Annotated in this window: 17 protein-coding genes; 8 read left to right on the plus strand and 9 right to left on the minus strand. The window is 75.4% G+C overall.

Going from position 1 to position 18,188, the window contains the following annotated elements; genetic code table 11:
- The 4 genes from murJ to ABZ457_RS26875 all read left to right on the plus strand — a co-directional run.
- On the plus strand, nt 1-1,746 hold a 1,746-nt coding region (gene murJ / locus ABZ457_RS26860; protein WP_359162263.1), incomplete at its 5' end, for a murein biosynthesis integral membrane protein MurJ.
- A gap of 146 nt (nt 1,747-1,892) precedes the next feature.
- Entirely contained in the window at nt 1,893-2,576 is a 684-nt protein-coding gene (locus ABZ457_RS26865; RefSeq protein ID WP_359162266.1) for a response regulator transcription factor, read from the plus strand.
- A gap of 74 nt (nt 2,577-2,650) precedes the next feature.
- Nucleotides 2,651-4,132, plus strand: a complete 1,482-nt coding sequence (locus ABZ457_RS26870; RefSeq protein ID WP_359162345.1) for a HAMP domain-containing sensor histidine kinase — start codon at nt 2,651-2,653, stop codon at nt 4,130-4,132.
- The gene (locus tag ABZ457_RS26875) at nt 4,129-4,758 is read left to right on the plus strand and encodes a hypothetical protein (RefSeq protein WP_359162269.1); all 630 of its coding nucleotides are present in this window, start codon (nt 4,129-4,131) and stop codon (nt 4,756-4,758) included. Before ABZ457_RS26870 ends, ABZ457_RS26875 begins: the two co-directional genes overlap by 4 nt.
- A 118-nt stretch (nt 4,759-4,876) precedes the next feature.
- Here ABZ457_RS26875 and ABZ457_RS26880 read toward each other — a convergent pair whose 3' ends face one another.
- Both ABZ457_RS26880 and ABZ457_RS26885 read right to left on the minus strand, forming a co-directional pair.
- Complete coding sequence (locus tag ABZ457_RS26880) at nt 4,877-5,704, minus strand: serine hydrolase domain-containing protein (RefSeq protein ID WP_359162272.1); 828 nt, start codon at nt 5,702-5,704, stop codon at nt 4,877-4,879.
- Between the two features lie 84 nt (nt 5,705-5,788).
- Nucleotides 5,789-6,256: a GNAT family N-acetyltransferase gene (locus tag ABZ457_RS26885; RefSeq protein ID WP_359162274.1), complete on the minus strand. Its 468-nt coding sequence runs from the start codon at nt 6,254-6,256 to the stop codon at nt 5,789-5,791.
- A 111-nt stretch (nt 6,257-6,367) separates the two neighbouring features.
- Between ABZ457_RS26885 and ABZ457_RS26890 the strand changes: the two genes are divergently transcribed.
- Nucleotides 6,368-6,835 carry a MerR family transcriptional regulator gene (locus tag ABZ457_RS26890; RefSeq protein ID WP_359162276.1) on the plus strand — a complete coding sequence of 156 codons (468 nt, stop codon included), beginning with the start codon at nt 6,368-6,370 and terminating at the stop codon, nt 6,833-6,835.
- A gap of 6 nt (nt 6,836-6,841) precedes the next feature.
- The gene (locus ABZ457_RS26895; RefSeq protein WP_359162279.1) at nt 6,842-7,879 is read left to right on the plus strand and encodes an aldo/keto reductase; all 1,038 of its coding nucleotides are present in this window, start codon (nt 6,842-6,844) and stop codon (nt 7,877-7,879) included.
- 131 nt (nt 7,880-8,010) lie between these two features.
- Here the strand turns inward: ABZ457_RS26895 and ABZ457_RS26900 are convergent, their stop codons facing one another.
- The 7 genes from ABZ457_RS26900 to ABZ457_RS26930 form a co-directional block, all read right to left on the minus strand.
- Entirely contained in the window at nt 8,011-9,249 is a 1,239-nt protein-coding gene (locus tag ABZ457_RS26900) for an acyltransferase (protein WP_359162282.1), read from the minus strand.
- Nucleotides 9,246-10,295, minus strand: coding sequence for an alpha/beta hydrolase (locus tag ABZ457_RS26905; protein WP_359162285.1), 1,050 nt, complete (start codon nt 10,293-10,295; stop codon nt 9,246-9,248). The genes ABZ457_RS26900 and ABZ457_RS26905 overlap by 4 nt, the downstream gene beginning before the upstream one ends.
- A 149-nt stretch (nt 10,296-10,444) precedes the next feature.
- A complete protein-coding gene (locus tag ABZ457_RS26910) occupies nt 10,445-11,128 on the minus strand; it encodes a response regulator transcription factor (protein ID WP_359162287.1) in 684 nt (227 codons plus the stop codon).
- Nucleotides 11,125-12,543: a sensor histidine kinase gene (locus tag ABZ457_RS26915; protein WP_359162290.1), complete on the minus strand. Its 1,419-nt coding sequence runs from the start codon at nt 12,541-12,543 to the stop codon at nt 11,125-11,127. The genes ABZ457_RS26910 and ABZ457_RS26915 overlap by 4 nt, the downstream gene beginning before the upstream one ends.
- 123 nt (nt 12,544-12,666) lie before the next feature.
- Nucleotides 12,667-13,521 (minus strand): DUF4429 domain-containing protein, encoded by an 855-nt coding sequence (locus ABZ457_RS26920; RefSeq protein ID WP_359162293.1) that lies wholly within the window; start codon nt 13,519-13,521, stop codon nt 12,667-12,669.
- 77 nt (nt 13,522-13,598) lie between these two features.
- A complete protein-coding gene (locus ABZ457_RS26925) occupies nt 13,599-14,819 on the minus strand; it encodes an alpha/beta hydrolase (protein ID WP_359162297.1) in 1,221 nt (406 codons plus the stop codon).
- Nucleotides 14,820-15,063: 244 nt separating this feature from the next.
- Nucleotides 15,064-15,759, minus strand: coding sequence for a TetR family transcriptional regulator (locus ABZ457_RS26930; RefSeq protein ID WP_359162300.1), 696 nt, complete (start codon nt 15,757-15,759; stop codon nt 15,064-15,066).
- 161 nt (nt 15,760-15,920) lie between these two features.
- Between ABZ457_RS26930 and ABZ457_RS26935 the strand changes: the two genes are divergently transcribed.
- On the plus strand, nt 15,921-17,546 hold the full coding sequence (locus ABZ457_RS26935; RefSeq protein WP_359162303.1) for an MFS transporter: 1,626 nt from the start codon (nt 15,921-15,923) through the stop codon (nt 17,544-17,546).
- 210 nt (nt 17,547-17,756) lie between these two features.
- Entirely contained in the window at nt 17,757-18,176 is a 420-nt protein-coding gene (locus ABZ457_RS26940) for a peptidase inhibitor family I36 protein (RefSeq protein ID WP_359162348.1), read from the plus strand.
- Nucleotides 18,177-18,188 lie beyond the last annotated feature (12 nt).

The following is an 18,188-nucleotide window of genomic DNA, read 5'->3' on the forward strand; positions in this document are numbered from 1 at the left end:
CCCCCGGCCGGGGGCAACGGCGCGGCTCCGGCGGGGGAGACCGGCAGCGCTCCCGCCGGGTCCGCCGGGTCCGGCGGGGACGGCGGGAAGGCGCCGTCGGTCGCGCGGAGCGGGCTGGTGATGGCCGCCGGGTCGCTGGTGTCCCGGGCGACCGGGTTCGCGCGGTCCGCCGTCGTCGCGGCGGCCCTCGGCGTCGGGCTGGTCGCGGACGGGTACGCCGTCGGGAACGCGCTGCCCACCATCGTCTACATGCTCCTGATCGGCGGCGCGCTCAACGCCGTCTTCGTGCCCGAGCTGGTCCGCGCGGGCAAGGAGCACGCGGACGGCGGCGCGGCCTACACCGACCGGCTGCTGACCGTCTGCGTCCTCGCCCTGCTCGCGCTGACCGCCGCCGCCGTGTGGGCCGCGCCCGCGATCATCGGCGCGTACACCGACTACTCCGGCGAACAGGGCGCGATGACCGTCGCGTTCGCCCGCTACTGCCTGCCGCAGATCTTCTTCCTGGGCGTGTTCACCCTGCTCGGGCAGGTGCTGAACGCGCGCGGCCGGTTCGGCGCGATGATGTGGACGCCGGTGCTCAACAACGTCGTGGTGATCGCCGTGTTCGGCCTCTACCTGGCGACCGGCGACGGCGGCCGGCTCACCCCCGGCGAGACCGCGCTGCTCGGCTGGGGCACCACCGCCGGGATCGCGGTCCAGGCCGCCGCCCTCCTCCCGGCCCTGCGGGCGGCCCGCTTCCGCTTCCGGCCGCGCTTCGACTGGCGGGGCGCCGGGCTGACCCGGCCGCTGCGCTCGGCGGGCTGGCTGGTGCTGCTCGTCCTCACCAACCAGGCCGCGTACTGGGTGACCACCCGGCTCGCGACCTCGGCGGGCCTCGCCGCGCAGGAGGCCGGGGTGGAGGGCGCGGGCTTCAGCGCGTACACCAGCGCCTATGTCCTGTGGGCGGTGCCGCACGGCATCGTGACCGTCTCCCTGATGACCGCCCTGCTGCCCCGGATGAGCGGCGCGGCGGCCGACGGGGACACGGCCGCGCTGCGCCGGGACGTGGCGTACGCGCTCCGCCGCAGCGCCGCGCTGGTCGTCCCGGCCGCCTGCGCGCTGCTCGCCCTCGCGCAGCCGCTGATGGGGACGGTCTACGGGTACGGGGCGACGGGCGCGGAGGACGTGGCCGTGATGGCGGGCATCCTGATGGCGTTCGCGCCGGGGCTCGTCGCGTTCTCCGGGCAGTACGTCCTCTCGCGCACCTTCTACGCGCTCTCCGACACCCGGACGCCGTTCCTGCTGAACCTGGTGATCGCCGGGCTGAACGCGGCGCTGTCGTGGGCGGCCTGGCTGGTGCTGCCCGCGCGCTGGGCGGTCACCGGGATCGCGGGGGCGTACTCGGTGGCGCTGGTGGCGGGGTGGCTGGTCACGGCGGTGGTGCTGCGGCGCAGGCTGGGGGCTGAGCCCGCATCCGGTCCCGGGTCCGCGTCGGGGGCACGTGGGGGGCTGTGGCGGTCGGCGACGGTGGCCGCGCAGGCGCGGCTGCTCGTCGCCGCCGTCCCCGCCGCCCCGCTCGGGCACCTCGTGGCGCGCTGGGCGGAGCCCGGCGGGGCGTTCGCCGGGGCCGGGGCCGGGGCCGGGTCGGTCGCCGTCCTCGCGGTGTTCGCGCTGCTGGCGAGGCCGCTGCGGCTGACCGAGCTGGAGACGCTGCTCGGCCGGGTGGCGGGGCGGCTGCGCCGGGCCCGGCCGGGCGGGAAGCGGTGACACCGCCCGCCCCACGCGCATCTCTCGCCCTGCTCACACCGCTCACACCGCTCACACCGTTCAGGTCCGGGAACCGTCCGGGCCGCTCCCGTGCTCTTCCCCACCGGCGGGATTCCCCACCGCCCTCACCCCCTGGAGTCATCGCCATGCCCCGCGTCCTCCTCGTCGAAGACGACCCCTCCGTGCGCGAGGGCGTCGAGCTCGGGCTGCGCAGGCGCGGCCACGAGGTCCTCGCCGCCGCGACCGGCGAGGCCGGGCTCGACGCCCTGCGCGCCTTCCGGCCCGATCTGCTGCTGCTCGACCTGATGCTGCCCGGGATGAACGGCGTCCAGGTCTGCCGCCGGGTGCGCGAGACCAGCCAGCTGCCGATCATCATGCTCACCGCGCGCGGCGACGACTTCGACGTGGTCATCGGCCTGGAGGCGGGCGCGGACGACTACATCGTCAAGCCCGCCCGCACCGAGGTGATCGAGGCCCGTATCCGCGCGGTGCTCCGCCGTATCGAGGACCCGGCCGGGGCGCGGCCCGCCGTCGAGCACCACGGGGACCTCGCCATCGACCGCGCCGGGCTCACCGTCACCCGGGCCGGTACCCGCCTCGCCCTCGCGCCCTCCGAGCTGAAGCTCCTGCTGCACCTGTCCGCCGCCCCGGAGCAGGTCTTCAGCCGCCAGCAGCTCCTGGAGCACGTCTGGGAGCACAGTTACCACGGGGACGCACGGCTGGTGGACGCGTGCGTACGGCGGCTGCGCACCAAGATCGAGGACCCGGCGGGCAGTCCCCGGTACATCCAGACCCTGCGGGGCTTCGGCTACCGCTTCGGCCCGCTGTGAGGCTGCTCCGGGCGGGGGCGCGGACCGGTACCGGTGCCACGGCCGTCCCGGCCACGCCGCCGAGGACGCGCCGGATCGCGCGCTTCGGGCTGCGCACCCGCCTCGTCCTCGCGTTCCTCCTCGTCGCCGTCGTCAGCTCCGCCACCAGCTCCGCGCTGACCTACCGCGAGGCCCGCAGCGCCGTCCTGGCCAGTGCACAGGACACCGCCGTGGCCTCCTTCCGCGAGCAGGTGCAGAACCTGGCGCCGAGCCTGCCCCCGGACCCGGACACCCTGCGCGAACTCCTCTTCGTCATCGCCGCGAAGGCCAAACCCCAGCCCTGGGTGGTCTTCGCCGAGTACGGCTCCCTGCGGGTCTCCTCGGGTCAGAACCCGACCTCGACCGTGATCACGCCCGAGCTGCGGCGGGCCGCGCTGACGACCACCCACGCCAGCTTCGAGCGCGTGGTGCGCGACGGCGTCCCGTACTTCACCGTCGGGATGCCCCTGATGGTGCGCACCGACCCGGCGCGGGCCGCCGCCGTGCCCTCCGGGCTGGTGGTGTTCGCCGTGATGCGCATGACCGAGCAGGAGGCGAACATCGAGGCGCTGTTCACCGCCGCCCGGGACGGCGCCCTGCCCGGTCTGGCCGTCGCCGTGGTGCCCGCGCTGCTCGCCGCCCGGAGCGTGCTGCGGCCGGTGCGCGAACTGCGGCGCGCGGCGCACTCCATGGGCAGCGGCCGGCTCGACACCCGTATCACCGTCCGGGGCCGGGACGAACTCGCCGACCTGGCACGGACGTTCAACGAGTCGGCGGGGGAGCTGGAACGCTCCGTGGACGAACTCCAGCAGGCCGAGGCCCGGGCCCGCCGGTTCGCCTCCGACGTCTCCCACGAACTGCGCACCCCGCTCGCCGGGATGCTCGCCGTCACCGAGGTGCTGGACGAGGACGCGGAGGGCCTGGACCCGGACACCGCCCGGGCCGTCCGTCTGGTCAGCGCCGAGACGGGCAAACTCGCGGTGTTGGTGGAGGATTTGATGGAGATCTCCCGCTTCGACGCCCGCGCGGCCGAACTGCACACCGACGAGGTCGACGCCGCCGAGACCGTCCGCAAGACGCTGGCGGCCCGGCACTGGCAGGGGCGGGTCCGCACCGACCTGCCCCCGGGCATCCGGGTCCGCCTCGACCCGCGCCGCTTCGACGTGGTCGTGGCCAACCTGGTCGGCAACGCCCTGCGGCACGGCGGCGAACCGGTCACGGTCCGGCTGTCCGTCCAGGGGGAGCACCTGATCGTGGAGGTGGCCGACTCCGGCCCCGGGATCGCGCCCGAGGTGCTGCCGCACATCTTCGACCGGTTCTTCAAGGCGGACGCGGCCCGTACCCGCTCGGCGGGCAGCGGCCTCGGCCTGGCGATCACCCAGGAGAACGTCCGGCTGCACGGCGGCACGGTCCGGGCGGCGAACGCGCCGGGCGGCGGCGCGGTCTTCACCGTCGAACTGCCGCTGCGCGGTCGGCCGGACGGCGACACCGGGCCGGACGGCGACGCCCGGCCGGGCGAGGGGGTGGCGCACTCATGAAGCACCGCCTCCGCCTCGGCCCGCGCCTCCGGGGCCGCCCCGCCGCCTGGCTGCTCGCGGCGCTCCTCCCGCTCACCGCCTGCGGCATACAGGAGACCGACGTCATCGAGGCGGGCAGCCCGCCCGTCCTGGACATCCTCCCGGGGCCGGGCGTCAGCATGCTGCTGTTCTTCGTCTCGACGGACGGCCAGTTGATGCCCGTGCCCCGGATGGTGGACAACGCGTGGGGGGCCGGGAACAACGAGGACGGCTTCTTCGGCTCCGAGTACGAGGAACCCCCGACCCAGGGGGCCGTCCCGGGACCGCCGTCCCCGGTCAAGGCGGTGGCCGAACTCCTCGCCGGCCCGCGCGAGAACGAGAGGCGCGCCGGGCTGCGCAACGACCCCGCCCTGCCCGCACCGGCCGCCGCCCCGAAGGAGGTCACGGCGGCGGGTGACACGGTGACCGCCGTGTTCGCCGCCCCGCTGGGGGACCTGGGCCCGGTGGCGCGCCGCCAGCTCGTCTGCACGATCTCCCACGCGCAGCGCGCGGACGGCACGCTGCGGGTGGTCCTCCGGGGCACGGACGGCCCGCTGCCCGGGGCCCGCTGCCGGCCGGGCGCGGGGGCGACCTCGCCGCCGGACTGAGCCGGTCGCCACGCGGGCGACGGGCTGAACCGGGCGGGCCCGGTCGCGGGGACCGGGCGGACCGGGCCGGGTCGCCGGAGCCGGGTGCGGCCGGCCGGAAGGGGCCGGGCGGCCCGCGCTACGCCGTGGCGCCGTCCCGCAGCTCCGCGAGGACCGCGTCCGTGAACGGCGGCCACGCCTCGATCGCCCACGGGCCGAAGGCGCGGTCGGTGAGGGCGACGCACGCGGCGCCCGCGTCCGGGTCGACCCACAGGAAGGTGCCGGACTGGCCGAAGTGGCCGAAGGCGCGCGGGGAGGACGAACTCCCCGTCCAGTGCGGGGACTTGCCGTCCCGGATCTCGAAGCCGAGGCCCCAGTCGTTCGGGGTCTGCCGGCCGTACCCGGGCAGCAGGCCCGCGAGGCCCGGGTAGGTGACGGTCATCGCCTCCAGGACCGTGCGCGGGTCCAGCAGACGCGGCGCCTGCACCTCGGCGGCGAAGCGCACCAGGTCGTCCACGGTGGACACGCCGTCCTTGGCGGGCGAGCCCGCCAGCCTCGTCGCGGTCATGCCGAGGGGTTCCAGCACGGCCTGGCGCAGGTAGTCGGCGAACGGGATGTCGGTCGCCTTGGCGATGTGGTCGCCCAGCGCCTCGAACCCGGTGTTGGAGTAGATCCGCCGGGTCCCGGGCCCGGCCGACACCTTGTCCTCGTCGAAGGCGAGCCCCGAGGTGTGCGCGAGCAGATGCCGCACGGTCGACCCGGGCGGCCCGGCGGGCTCGTCGAACTCGATCGCGCCCTCCTCGTACGCGACCAGCGCCGCGTAGGCCGCGAGCGGCTTGGTCACCGAGGCGAGCGGAAACGGCCGGTCCGTCGGCCCGTGCGCCCCGGCCACCCTCCCGTCCGCACGCACCACGGCCGCCGCCGCGGTGGGGACGGGCCAGTTCTCGATCATCGCCAGGCTCTGCATGCCCCCGAGCCTAGACCGTGCCCCGCGACCGCCCGACGGCCGCTACGGCTCCCGGCGGCGGCCGCCACTGCTCCCGGCGCGCCGCTACAGCTTCAGCCGCATCGCCGGGTCCGGGGTGCGGACGAAGCCCAGGGAGGCGTAGAGGGGTTCGGCCTCGGGGGAGGCGCGGAGGTCCACGCGGCGGACGCCGTGCTCGCGGAACCAGTCGAGCAGGCCCTCCACACAGGCCCGGGAGTGGCCCCGGCGGCGCTGGTCGCCGTCGGTCGCGACGCTGAACACATAGCCGGTGGTGCCCCGGGGGTTCGCCGAACTGCCGAGGCGGTGCTCGATGGTGCCCACCGCGCAGGCCGCGAGCCCGGGGCCGCCGGGCCGGTCGATGACGTACGCGGCCATGGTCCCGTCCGGGTCGCCGAGACGGTCCCGGAGGGTGGCCACGGCGGCGGGGCGCCAGCCGAGGTCGGCCGCCGGGCCGGACAGTGACTCCTCCATGACCTGGCGGAGGCGGACGAGTTCTTCGGCGTCCCCGGGGACGGCACGGCGTGCGGCGCTCATGGCGGTGCAGGCTAGTGGGGGGCGGGGCTGCCCGCGAACCTGTTCCGCCCAGCGGACGGCGGCCCCGATTCCGCTTGCCTGGAGTGCACTCCAAGGTCCTAGCGTGGGGGGATGACGGTGATCGAGAGCACACCCGCCCGGCCCGCCGCCCGCGTCGACCTCTGCCGGTCCGCGCCGCCCGCGCACCCGCGCCCCGACGGCAGCGACCGCTACACGATCAGCGAGGTGGCCGCCCTGACCGGACTCACCGCGCACACCCTGCGCTGGTACGAGCGGATCGGGCTGATGCCGCACGTCGACCGCTCCCACACCGGGCAGCGCCGCTTCACCAACCGCGACCTGGACTGGCTGTCCTTCGTCGGCAAGCTGCGGCTCACCGGCATGCCGGTGGCCGACATGGTCGCGTACGCGGAGATGGTCCGCGCCGGGGAGGACACCGTCGACGCCCGGCGCGAGCTGTTGGAGCGCACCCGCACCGATGTGATCACGCGGATCGCCGAACTCCAGGACACCCTCGCCGTGCTGGACCACAAGATCGGTTTCTACGCGGACGCCCGCGAGGCGTCCAGGAAGGGCTGACCCCCCATGACCGACGACAGCTCCGCCCGCGCGGCTGACCAGCGGATCGACCGGGTGCGCCTGGGCACGGACGGGCCCCTCGTGGGCGTCCAGGGCCTCGGCTGCATGGGCATGAGCGAGTTCTACGGCGACACCGACGAGTCCGCCGCCCGCGCCACCCTCGGTACGGCCCTCGACCGGGGCGTCACCCTCTTCGACACGGCCGACATGTACGGGATGGGCGCGAACGAGGAGTTCCTCGCGCCGTTCGTCGCCGCGCACCGCGACGAGATCACCCTGGCCACCAAGTTCGCCATCGACCGGAGCGCGGGGGACGAGGCCCGGGTGGTGCGCAACGACCCGGCGTACATCCGGCAGGCCGTCGAGGGCAGTCTGCGGCGGCTCGGCGTCGACGTCATCGACCTCTACTACATGCACCGCCGCGACCCGGCCGTGCCGCTCGCCGAGTCCGTCGGTGCCATGGCCGAGCTGGTGGAACGCGGGCTGGTGCGGCACCTCGGGCTGAGCGAGGTGACCGGCGCGGAGCTGCGCGAGGCGCACGCCGTCCACCCGATCGCGGCCCTCCAGTCCGAGTGGTCGCTGTTCAGCCGGGACGTGGAGCGCAGCGCGGTCGGCGCGGCGGCGGAGCTGGGCGTCGCCTTCGTCCCGTACTCGCCGCTCGGGCGGGGCTTCCTGACGGGCGCGTTCGCCGACGCGGGCCGGGAACTGGGCGAGGGCGACTTCCGGCGCTTCCAGCCGCGCTTCACCGGCGAGAACGCGCGGACCAACGCGGCCCTGCTGGAACCGGTCCACAAGATCGCCGCCGCGCACGGGGCGACGGCGGCGCAGGTCGCGTTGGCCTGGGTCCAGCAGCGGGCGGAGGTCCACGGCCTCCCGGTCGTCCCGATCCCGGGCACCCGCAAGCCCGCCCGCCTCCTGGAGAACGTCGGCGCGACGGCGCTGCGGCTGGACGCGGAGGAGCTGGCGGCCCTGGAGCCGCTGGCGGCGGAGGTGGCGGGGGACCGGTACCCGGACATGTCCTCGACCTCGGCGGCGCGGGAGTAGTTCCGGGCCGGGGCGCGTGATCCGCCCGGGTCTGGGCCCGGCCCGGGCCCGGGTCCGGGCGGGGTGCGTCGGCGGCCCGGGCCCGGACCGGGCGGGGTGGGCCGTTGCGCCGGGCCCGGCCCCGGCCCCCGTCACGCCCAGCCCAGCGCGTACACCGCGAAGCCGGCGCCCAGCAGGCCCGCCAGGGCCCGCAGGCGGCGGGCGCCGTGCGGCCAGGGGGCCTCAAGTGCCCGCGCCCGCGCGGCGATCAGCGCCAGGAGCCCCGCGAAGAGCGGCAGCCAGGCCAGGCGCGCCGCGATCCACGCGAGGGTGTCCGGCGGGGTCGTCAGCCCCGGGACCGCCCCGGCGAGGGAGGCCGCGGGGACGGCCGTCGCCAGCATCGCCGTCTGGTGCCAGCACAGGATCGTCATGGCCGACAGGTTCACCACCACGACCGGCGCCCAGAGCGCGGGCCGCGCCAGCAGCCGGGCGAGCCGGTCCCGCAGCAGCACCGCCGCGCCGCTCTGGGCCGCGCCCAGCGCCAGGACCAGCAGCGACGGCGGGTGCGAGTTGGTGCGCGCCGCGCCCGGGACGCCGACCATCGACGCCGGGTAGCCGCAGAGGAGCAGCAGCACGGCGAAGAGCGCCGCGCCGCCCGCGAGCAGCCCCCACGCGTGCCGCCGCGTCAGCCGGCCCGCGCTCCAGGCCGCCCCGAGCTGGTACGCGAAGAGCCACCCCGGCAGGATGTTCACCGCCGCGACCCAGCCCGGTACCTCCGCCGCCCACGGCCCGTATCGCAGCGCGTCCACCACCGCGACCGTCCCCAGCAGGGGGAGCGCCGACCACACCCCGGCCCGCCGCGCGGCCCGGACGCAGAGCGGGGTGAGCGCGGTGATCACCGCGTAGACGCCGACGAACCAGAGCGGCTGGACGACCAGCGTCGCGCCGGTCCGCAGGGTGGTGTCCGGCACCCCGAGCAGGGTCAGCACCGGGACGAGGAGCGCCCACACGGCGGTGACGCCGAGCACCGGGCGGCCGAGGCGGACCATCCGCCGCCGCAGCCACGCGCCGGTCGAACCGGTGCGGCGCGCGTAGGAGCGGGCGGAGGCGTATCCGCCGACCAGGAAGAAGATCCCCAGCATCTGGAGGACCCAGCTCACCGGTGCGAACGCGCCGAAGGCGCTGAGCGGGCTCGCGTTGTGCAGGGCGCCGCCGGGGTCCCGGGTGAAGCCGCCGAGCAGCCAGTGACCGGTGGGCACGGCGAGCAGCGCGAGGGCGCGCAGCCCGTCGACGGCCCGGTCCCGGTCGCCGGGCGTCCGCGCGTCGATCCGGGCGGCGAGGGCCGTGAACCGGGCCGCCGCTGCCTTGCCCCGGGCCGCCGGCGCGCTCATCGGGCACCCCCGGCGGGCACGGCGTCGCGCGCGATCGTGGCGAAGGCGGCGAGGGAGTCCGTGCCGGGGGCGAAGTAACCGGTGTGGCCCTCGGCGCGCTCCGCGGGGACCCGGCGGGCGCCGAAGGCGGGGGCGGCCGGGTCGTTGCCGTGGCCGAGCCCCGCGAAGCGCACGTTCGGCACCTTGGCGATCCAGTCGGAGGGGTCCTTCGCCGCCCACACCCGCGCGTCCGTCCCCAGCGCCGCCGCGTTCTCCGCGCGCATCCCGGGGGAGCCGAGGACGACCAGGTCACGGGCGTACGTCCGGCGCGCGGCCAGCCCGCAGACGACCGAGCCGTAGCTGTGGCAGAACAGCGCCGGGCGGGGTGCGCCCGCCGCCGCGAGCCCCCGGGTGAACCGGGCCAGCCGCTCGGCCCCCGCCTCCGCCAGCGCGCCGGTCGCCGCGTCCAGCCCGACGCCCACGGGCGTGGTGTAGCCGGTCCAGGCGACCACGGCGGTGTCCGGCCCGGCGGCGGCCCGCAGCGCGCGGGCCATTCCGGCCGGGGTGCCGTACGGGTCGGACGCGCGTTCCGCCGTCCCCGCGTCCACGTCCGAGCCGGGGACCACGACCGCGAGGTGCCGGGCCCGCTCCAGGTCGCCGAAGACCTCGGCGACCTGGCCCCGGCCGCGCGGGTCGAAGGCCAGGACGCGGCGGCCGTCCGCGGCGAGGTGGGCGAACGGGGTGCCGCGTACGGCCGCCGCGTTCGCCGTGTAACGCAGCCGGACCGGCGCGCCGTCGAGGTTGCCCACCACCAGCGGGTGGCGGCGCGCCAGCGCCCGGTCCTCGGCCGGGGTCGTCGCGGCGAAGAAGGCGGCCACCTCGGCGGGCGCCGCCGTCGCCGGGTCGGGCAGGGCCCGCCCCAGGGAGGTGTCCGCCCGCCAGGCGTCCGCGCCCGGCGGCGGACCGGTCACCGCCCGCTGCGCGCTCCCCGACGCCCAGCCCGCCGTCCCCGCCACCACACTCGTCGTCAGCGCGACGGCGACCAGGGTCCTTCCGTAGCGGCGCATCCGCCCCTCCTTCGCGTCTCGGCCACCGGGTGCGGCGGCGGAGAGGAAGGTAGGAAGGGGACGGGTGAGGGGGCGTCACACCACGGAGCCAACCGCGAGGTCATACCGGGGTAGGGGGTGGTGGAGACGCCCGCGACAGAGGTCGCGCGTCAGCGCGCGGTGTCGCCGGGGCGGACCAGCCCCGACTCGTACGCGAAGATCACCGCCTGCGCCCGGTCGCGCAGGTCCAGCTTGGCGAGGACGCGCCCGATGTGCGTCTTCACCGTCTGCTCCGCGAGGACCAGACGCCCCGCGATCTCCTGGTTGGACAGCCCCCGCGCCATCAGCTCCAGGACCTCCGTCTCGCGCGGGGTGAGCCCGTTCAGCCGGAGGGCCGGGTCCCGGCGCGGGGCGGGGCGCTGTGCGGCGAACTCGGCGATCAGACGGCGGGTCACGGACGGCGCGAGGAGCGCGTCCCCGGCCGCCACCACCCGCACCGCGGCGATCAGGTCGGCCGGGGGCGCGTCCTTGAGGAGGAAGCCCGAGGCGCCCGCGCGCAGCGCCTCGTACACGTAGTCGTCCACGTCGAAGGTGGTCAGCATCAGCACCTTGGGCCGGTGCACCACACCCGCCGGCGGGTCCAGGAGTTCCCGGGCGGCGGCCAGTCCGTCGAGTTCGGGCATGCGCACATCCATCAGGACCACGTCCGGGTGGAGGGACCGGCTCGCCGCCACGCCCTGCCGTCCGTCCGGCGCCTCGCCCACCACGTCGATGTCCGGCTGCGCGGCCAGCAGCGCGGCGAACCCGGCGCGGACCATGGCCTGGTCGTCCACGATGATCACGCGAATGGTCAACTGCCGCCCCCGGTGGTGTCCGTGTCCCCGACGCCGGGTGCCGCATCGCCGCCGTCCAGCGGCAGGCGGGCGGCGACCCGGTAGCCGCCGTCCGGCAGCGGCCCGGCGTCCAGGGTGCCCCCGGTCAACCGTACGCGCTCCCGCATCCCGACCAGACCGTGCCCGGTGCCGGCCGCTTCCAGCGGTGAAACCGCCCCGGACGGCGGGCCGTTGACCACCAGGACGGTCAGCTCCCGGTCGTCGGCAGTGATCGACACCCGGGTGCGCGCGCCGGGCGCGTGGCGCACCACATTGGCCAGCGCCTCCTGCACGATCCGGTACGCGGACAGGTCCACGGCGGGCGGCACCTCCCCGCCCCCGGACCCGCCCCCGGACCCGGATTCGGAACCGGACCCGCCCCCGGACAGCGCCTCGGGGAGGGAGAGTTCGGCCGGCACCCCCGCCCGCACGGTCGCCGCGACCAGCTGGGGGACGCGCTCCAGGCCGGGCTGCGGGGCCTTCTCGCCGGCCGACCCGTCGCTGCGCAGCACGGTCAGCAGCCGCCGCATCTCGGTCAGCGACTCGCGCGCCCCGGCGGCGATCGACGCGAACTCCTCGCGTGCCGCGTCCGGGAGGCCGTCGATCCGGTACGGCGCGGAGTCCGCCTGCACGGTGATGACCGACATGTGGTGGGCCACCACATCGTGCAGTTCCCGGGCGATCCGGGTGCGCTCCTCCAGCAGGGTCCGCTGGGCGCGTTCCGCCTCGCTGATCGTCTCCTGGGCGTGCAGCAGCCGCTGGGCCTCGCCGCGTTCGCGCAGCGCGCCCGTCACCACCAGCACCACGCCGCTGAGCACGAACAGCAGCAGGTGCACGCCGTCGCTGTACCGCTGGGACACCAGCTCGAAGAGGAGCCCCGCCGCCCCGGTCGCCAGCCAGACCGCGACCAGCCGGCGGCGCGGCTCGCGCAGCCCCAGGCAGGCCATCAGGACCAGGTATCCGACGACCACCATCGGCGTCCACGGCCAGGACCGGCCCTCGGTGCCGTCCGCGCCCAGCAGCGCGAAGGCGCCGAGGACGTCGGCGGTGAGGACGATCCACCAGGCGTGCATGGGGCGGGTGACGGCGAGCAGCAGCGGCGCGGTCTGCGCGGTGGCGAGCGCCCCGGCGAGCGCGCCGTTGAGCCGGTAGTCCTGGATCAGCACGGTGACGGTGACCGGCAGCAGGGCGGAGACGCAGCCGAACACCACGAGGTACGGGAGCCACCGCACCCACCGGGGCCCGGCGCCGCCGAAGAGCGGCGCGGCGTCGGGGGAGGCGGTGCCCAGCTCGGCGGCGACGACCCGGGCGCCGCGCCGCAGCCGGCGCAGCAGGCGCGCGCGGGGACCGTCGCCCGGGGGCGGCGAGGGGCGCGGGGCGGGGGAGGGTCCGGTCATGACGGGCCCCAGCGTAGGCCGTCCCCGGGCGCCCGGGCCGTCACAGCGCCCCGCCCCGCGCGGTGTCCGGTCCGTCACCGAGGCCCGGCCCGTCACCGAGGCCCGGTCCGGCGACCGAGCCCGTCACAGCTCCGCGAGCAGCTCCGCCTTCTTGCGGCTGAACTCCTCGTCGGTCACCAGCCCCGCACCGTGCAGATCGCCCAGGTGCCGGATGCGGTCCGCGATGTCCGCCGGGTCGCGGCGGGCCGCCGGGACCGAGAGGGCGGGGGCCGGGCTCTGGCCGCGCACCGACTCCAGCACGGCCGCCGCGAACGGCAGCGACTCGTGCACCGGCCCGTAGCCGAGGCCGAAGACGACCGCCGCCGGGTCCTGGTCGGGCTGCGCGGGCCCGCTCTCGCTCCCCCGGCGCAGCAGGCGCAGATAGCCCTCCAGCAGCTCCGGCGAGCGCCACTCCACCCCGCTCAGCTCGGAGAGCGCGAAACTCTGGTCGCCCGCCTTCCACTTGGCGGTCGAGGCGCCCGTCCAGAACCAGCGGAACGCCACCTTCGAGCCGTCGAAGGACGCCTTGCCGTCGTACGCCTTGAAGCCGAGGGGCGCCTCGGGGGCGGCGACCAGGTACCGGTCGGCGGGCTCGTCGGCGTGCGGGCCGATCCGGGCGCGCAGCTCGTCGGCGTAGTACTCGGCGAGGGTCTCCCGGTCGGCGGGGAGGACCAGGCGGTAGGGGTCGGAGCCCTCCTTGAGCTGGCCGTCCGCCGCGTCCATCAGGGGGTCCGAACCGGGTCTGGGCACGGCACGCAGCACGACGGTGCCCCGCTTGCCCGGGGAGAGCGTCACCGCGGCCAACGCCTCGTGGGGGATGCGCCGTTCGCGCAGCGCGGAGAACAGCTTCGGCGCCCGTATCCCCCGTTCGAAGCGGATGAGCACGGAGTCGGTCTCGAACTCCCAGGTGGCTTGAATTCCGGCCAGTACGTCACCCATGCGCCTCATCGTATGCGCCGACCGCCGCTCCGTCGCCCCTCGGCGGAAACCCGGTTGCTCCGGCCCGCGCGCGGCCTCTACGCGCGTATTCCGCCCGTTGCGCCGCGAATACCACTGCGGCATGTGTCGTCGCCGCTCGCGCAGGTGATGCCGTCGTAGGCGCCGACACCTATCTCCGCGAAGTTGTGGACACTCTCCGTACCCGGCTCGAAATAGCCGGTGTGGCCGATCGCGCGCTCCGCGGAGACCACCCGCGCGCCGAACTCCGGCGTCACCGGGTCCTCGCCGTGTCCGAGGCCGCCGACCTCCATATGGGGCACGTCCTGGATCCAGTCGTCGCTGTCCCGGGCGGCCCAGACACGGGCGGCCGTGCCCAGTCCGGCCACGTTCTCGGCCCGCATCCCGGGGCTTCCGGCGACCGCGAGGTCCTCGACCCGGGAGGGCAGGCCCCGGGCCGCGACCCCGCACACCACCGAGCCGTAGCTGTGGCAGAACAGGGCCACCCGGGAACTGCCCGGCAGCGCCTCGGTGAGCGCGGTCAGCCGCTGGGCGCCGCTCTCCGCGAGCCGCCCGGTGGCCGAGTCCACGCCCACGCCCACCGGCGAGGTGTAGTCGGCCCAGGCGATGACGGCGGTGCGCACCCGGGGCGCGGCGGCCCGCTCGGCCGCGTACAGGGACTGGGCCATGCCGACGGGGGCGGAGTACTTCCGGGCGGTCCGCTGGAAGGTGAGCAGATTGGTGTCGACGCCGGGGACGATCACCGAGACCCGCTCGGCCCGGTCGAGATCCCCGAACACCTCCGCCACCCGGCCCGGTCCGGCCGGGTCGAAGGCGAGGATCTGCCGGTCCTCGTCCATCAGCGCGCCGAAGCGGTGCATCCGCCGCACCGCCTCCTGATGGCCCTCCGGGGTCAGCCCCGGATCGGCGACACGTTTCCGCTCCGCCGCCAGCGCCTCGCCGAGGGCCAGCCGGTTCGCACGGTAACGCAGGGTCACCGGCGCTCCGTTGAGATTCCCGACGACATGGGGGTAGTCGGCCACCAGCCGGCCGCTCGCCCGGTCGCCGAGCGAGGCGAAGAACGCGGCCAGCCGACCCGGCTCCGCGTCCGCCGGGGGCAGGGCCCGCCCGGCGAGGCCGGCCTTGTGCCAGCGGGCCAGCTCCGCGCCCAGAGCGCTCCCGGGACCGCTCTGATGTCGTATGACGGTCCAGCCGGAAGTCGCCAGCATGATCAGGACGACCGTGAGTGCGAGCAGGACGCGCCAGGCGGTCGGGTTCGGAGTGGAGTCGAAGGAAGTCACTGCGGAACACCCTAGGAGACGCGCGAGGGGGCTCGTGCGGGGCGTGAGGCACATCACGCGCGAACGGGGATCAGGGCCCTGGAACGTGACGTTCCGTGTGCGGAGTGTGGGGGTCGACGGGAGTGCCGTCTCCCGTTCCGTGCCGCCCCGTTCACGGCGCGTGCGCGGGCGCGGGAGGGGCGCGGCGGCGCGTCGGACGCCAAGCCGCCCGCCGCGCGGGGAGGTTGTGCGCCCCGGGCGTGTGTCAGTCCGCCGGGCGCGCCGGCGACCGCCGCCAGTCCTCGGCGAGGGCGGGGCCGAGTTGTGCGATATACGTCTCCATCAGCGCCCGGATGGCCTCGGCCCGGGGATCGTCCCCCTGTCCCCAGAGCCGGCCCGCGGCCCGCATCACCCCTCCGAAGGCGGCGACCGCGACCCGGGGCCGGGGGTCCCGGTCCACGTCCAGCCCCTCGCGTTCGGCGATCAGCCGGGCCATCACCTCCTCCGACTCGGCGGAGCGCCGCATCAGCACGGCGAGGAGGGTGGGCGTCGACTCGATCACCAGATAGCTGCGCCAGTGCAGTTCGACGGGGACGATGTCGGAGATCGCCTCCTCGATGGTGTCCCAGGACGCGAACACGGCGTTGCCCATGGCCTCGAAGGGGGCCTCGTGCGGCGGACGGTCGCGCAGGGCCGCGAGGTAGTGCGACTCCATGACGTCCTGGACGGCGAAGGCGGCCTCCTCCTTGCTGGCGAAGTAGCGGAAGAAGGTGCGCTGGGAGACCTCCACGGCCTCGGCGATCTCGTCCACCGTGGTGCGCTCGTATCCCTGCGCGGTGAAGAGTTCCAGGGCGGCCCGCACCAGGGCGTCGCGGGTGCGCTGCTTTCTGCGGGCCCGCAGTCCGGTCTGCTCGACCGTCACGTCACCGTCCTCTTCGCCGTGCGTGGTGTTGCTGTTCATCCGCGCCGCGTTCCCGCGTCGTACTCGTGGGCCGCGTTCCTGCCGCGTTTGCGCTGCTGTTCCTGCCGCGTACCAGCTCAGGCTACCTGTGACCAGGATGACGGCGGCCGGTGCGCGAACCCGTTTGTCAACTGTCAGTCGCTGACATTAGCCTCCCGGGTATGACTAGTCAGACCACCGTCGAAGAGGCGTCGAGTGAACCCGGGGGTCCTCGGGACTCCGCCCCGGCGGCACCGGGCAGGGGGCTGCGCGGACACCCCTGGCTGACCCTGTTCGCCGTCGCCATCGGCGTCATGATGGTCGCCCTGGACGGCACCATCGTCGCGATCGCCAACCCCGCGATCCAGCGGGACCTGGGGGCCTCCCTCTCGCAGGTCCAGTGGATCACCAACGGCTATCTGCTGGCGCTGGCCGTCGCCCTGATCACAGCGGGCAAGCTCGGTGACCGTTTCGGCCACCGCCAGACCTTCCTGATCGGCATCGCCGGATTCGCCGCCGCCTCCGCCGCGATCGGCTTCTCCACCGAGATCGGCCTGGTGATCTTCTTCCGGGTGCTCCAGGGCCTGTTCGGCGCGCTCCTGATGCCGGCCGCCCTCGGCCTGCTGCGCGCCACCTTCCCCGCCGAGAAGCTCAATATGGCGATCGGCATCTGGGGCATGGTCATCGGCGCCTCCACGGCCGGCGGCCCGATCGTCGGCGGCCTGCTCGTCGAGCACGTGAGCTGGCAGTCCGTCTTCTTCATCAACGTCCCCGTCGGCGTCGTCGCCCTCGTCTTCGGCCTGGTGATCCTCAGGGACCACCGCGCCGCGAACGCGCCGCGCTCCTTCGACATCCCCGGCATCGTGCTGCTCTCCGGCGCGATGGGCGCCTTGGTGTACGGCCTGATCAAGGCCGGTGAGTCCTGGGGCTGGGGCGGCCTCAACACCTGGCTCTGCCTGACCGGCGCGCTGGTCCTCTTCCTGCTGTTCGGCGCCTGGGAGACCCGGGTCCGCGAGCCGCTGATCCCGCTCGGGATGTTCCGCTCCGTACCGCTCACCGCCGGAACGATCCTGATGGTCCTGATGGCCTTCGCCTTCATGGGCGGCCTGTTCTTCGTGACCTTCTACCTCCAGGGCGTGCAGGGCCTGAGCCCGGTCGACAGCGGACTGCGGCTGCTGCCGCTGACCGCGATGATGATCCTCTCCTCGCCCCTCGCCGGTGTGCTGATCACCAAGTTCGGCCCCCGGGTCCCGCTGGTCGGCGGCATGGTGTGCACCGCGACCGCGATGTTCGGCATGACCACCCTCACCGAGGGGACCAGCACCTTCGCGATGTCCCTCTGGTTCGCCCTGCTGGGCCTGGGCCTCGCCCCGGTCATGGTCGGCGCTACCGAGGTCATCGTCGGCAACGCGCCCCTGGAGCTGTCCGGTGTGGCCGGCGGCCTCCAGCAGGCGGCCATGCAGGTCGGCGGCGCGCTCGGCACGGCCGTGCTGGGCGCGGTGATGTCCTCCAAGGTCAGCGCGGACTTCGCGGACAACTGGCGGGAGGCGGGCATTCCGGTGCCACCGGACCCGCGGCTGGAGGAGGCGGCCGAGTTCGGGGCCGTCCCGCGCGAGCTGGCCGACGCGCCGGGGATGACGCCCGACCTCGCCACTCGTATCGGTGATGTCATCCATGACACGTTCATGTCCGGGATGGGCCTGGCGTTCACCGTCGCCGGTGTCGTCGGTGTGGTCGCCGCGGGCGTGGCACTGCTCACCAAGCGCGGTGCGAACGCGGACGCGGCGGGCGGCGGCGTGCACATCTGACGCGCCCGCGCACCGCGCTCCAGGGGGCCTCGGAGGTCCTCGGAAGCGTCAATTCCGGGCCTGTGACAGCCCCGTCGGGACCTCCCGGCGGGGCTGTCGCCTATCCGGATGATCAGGCCCTCGGGGTGTTCCGGCGGACGGTCCGGGCAGGTCAGGCTGGGGATCGACCGTTCATACGACCCACGGGGGTTGATTCCGATGCCGATCCGCATGCGCGGGACCCTGCTCGCCGCGTTACTGACCGCGTGCGCCCTGACCACCACCGCGGCCTCGGCCACGCCCACCGCCCCGCCACCGGGCCCGCCGCCCGCAGCCGCTGAGGCGGCCCCCACCGCCGCGCCCCCGCGACTCGGCGCCTGCGGGGCGGGGGAGCTGTGCCTCTGGGCCCGGACGGGCTTCCAGGGCCCCCGTCAGGTCCATGAGCTGGCCGGGCTCGACATCGACAGCTGCGTCCCGCTCCCGGCGGGCACCACGGCCGCCGCCCTCGCCAACCGCACCGGCCGCCCGGTGACCACCTACCAGTCCGCCGAGTGCGCCGAGACGGGCGAGTTCGAGACCTACCCGGGCAAGGGCACCTGGGTCCCCGAATCCCCGTACCGGGTCCGCGCGTTCAAGGTCTGGGAACGCTGACCCGCCCGGGCC

The organism is Streptomyces sp. NPDC005805, assembly GCF_040630445.1.
In the GTDB taxonomy this organism is placed as follows: Bacteria; Actinomycetota; Actinomycetes; order Streptomycetales; family Streptomycetaceae; genus Streptomyces.

Coding starts and splice junctions, on each gene's coding strand:
- ABZ457_RS26865 (WP_359162266.1), top strand. CDS start 1,893: ATGCCCCGCGTCCTCCTCGTCGAAGACGACCCCTCCGTGCGCGAGGGC.
- ABZ457_RS26875 (WP_359162269.1), top strand. CDS start 4,129: ATGAAGCACCGCCTCCGCCTCGGCCCGCGCCTCCGGGGCCGCCCCGCC.
- ABZ457_RS26880 (WP_359162272.1), bottom strand. CDS start 5,704: ATGCAGAGCCTGGCGATGATCGAGAACTGGCCCGTCCCCACCGCGGCG.
- ABZ457_RS26885 (WP_359162274.1), bottom strand. CDS start 6,256: ATGAGCGCCGCACGCCGTGCCGTCCCCGGGGACGCCGAAGAACTCGTC.
- ABZ457_RS26890 (WP_359162276.1), top strand. CDS start 6,368: ATGACGGTGATCGAGAGCACACCCGCCCGGCCCGCCGCCCGCGTCGAC.
- ABZ457_RS26895 (WP_359162279.1), top strand. CDS start 6,842: ATGACCGACGACAGCTCCGCCCGCGCGGCTGACCAGCGGATCGACCGG.
- ABZ457_RS26900 (WP_359162282.1), bottom strand. CDS start 9,249: ATGAGCGCGCCGGCGGCCCGGGGCAAGGCAGCGGCGGCCCGGTTCACG.
- ABZ457_RS26905 (WP_359162285.1), bottom strand. CDS start 10,295: ATGCGCCGCTACGGAAGGACCCTGGTCGCCGTCGCGCTGACGACGAGT.
- ABZ457_RS26915 (WP_359162290.1), bottom strand. CDS start 12,543: ATGACCGGACCCTCCCCCGCCCCGCGCCCCTCGCCGCCCCCGGGCGAC.
- ABZ457_RS26920 (WP_359162293.1), bottom strand. CDS start 13,521: ATGGGTGACGTACTGGCCGGAATTCAAGCCACCTGGGAGTTCGAGACC.
- ABZ457_RS26930 (WP_359162300.1), bottom strand. CDS start 15,759: ATGAACAGCAACACCACGCACGGCGAAGAGGACGGTGACGTGACGGTC.
- ABZ457_RS26935 (WP_359162303.1), top strand. CDS start 15,921: ATGACTAGTCAGACCACCGTCGAAGAGGCGTCGAGTGAACCCGGGGGT.
- ABZ457_RS26940 (WP_359162348.1), top strand. CDS start 17,757: ATGCGCGGGACCCTGCTCGCCGCGTTACTGACCGCGTGCGCCCTGACC.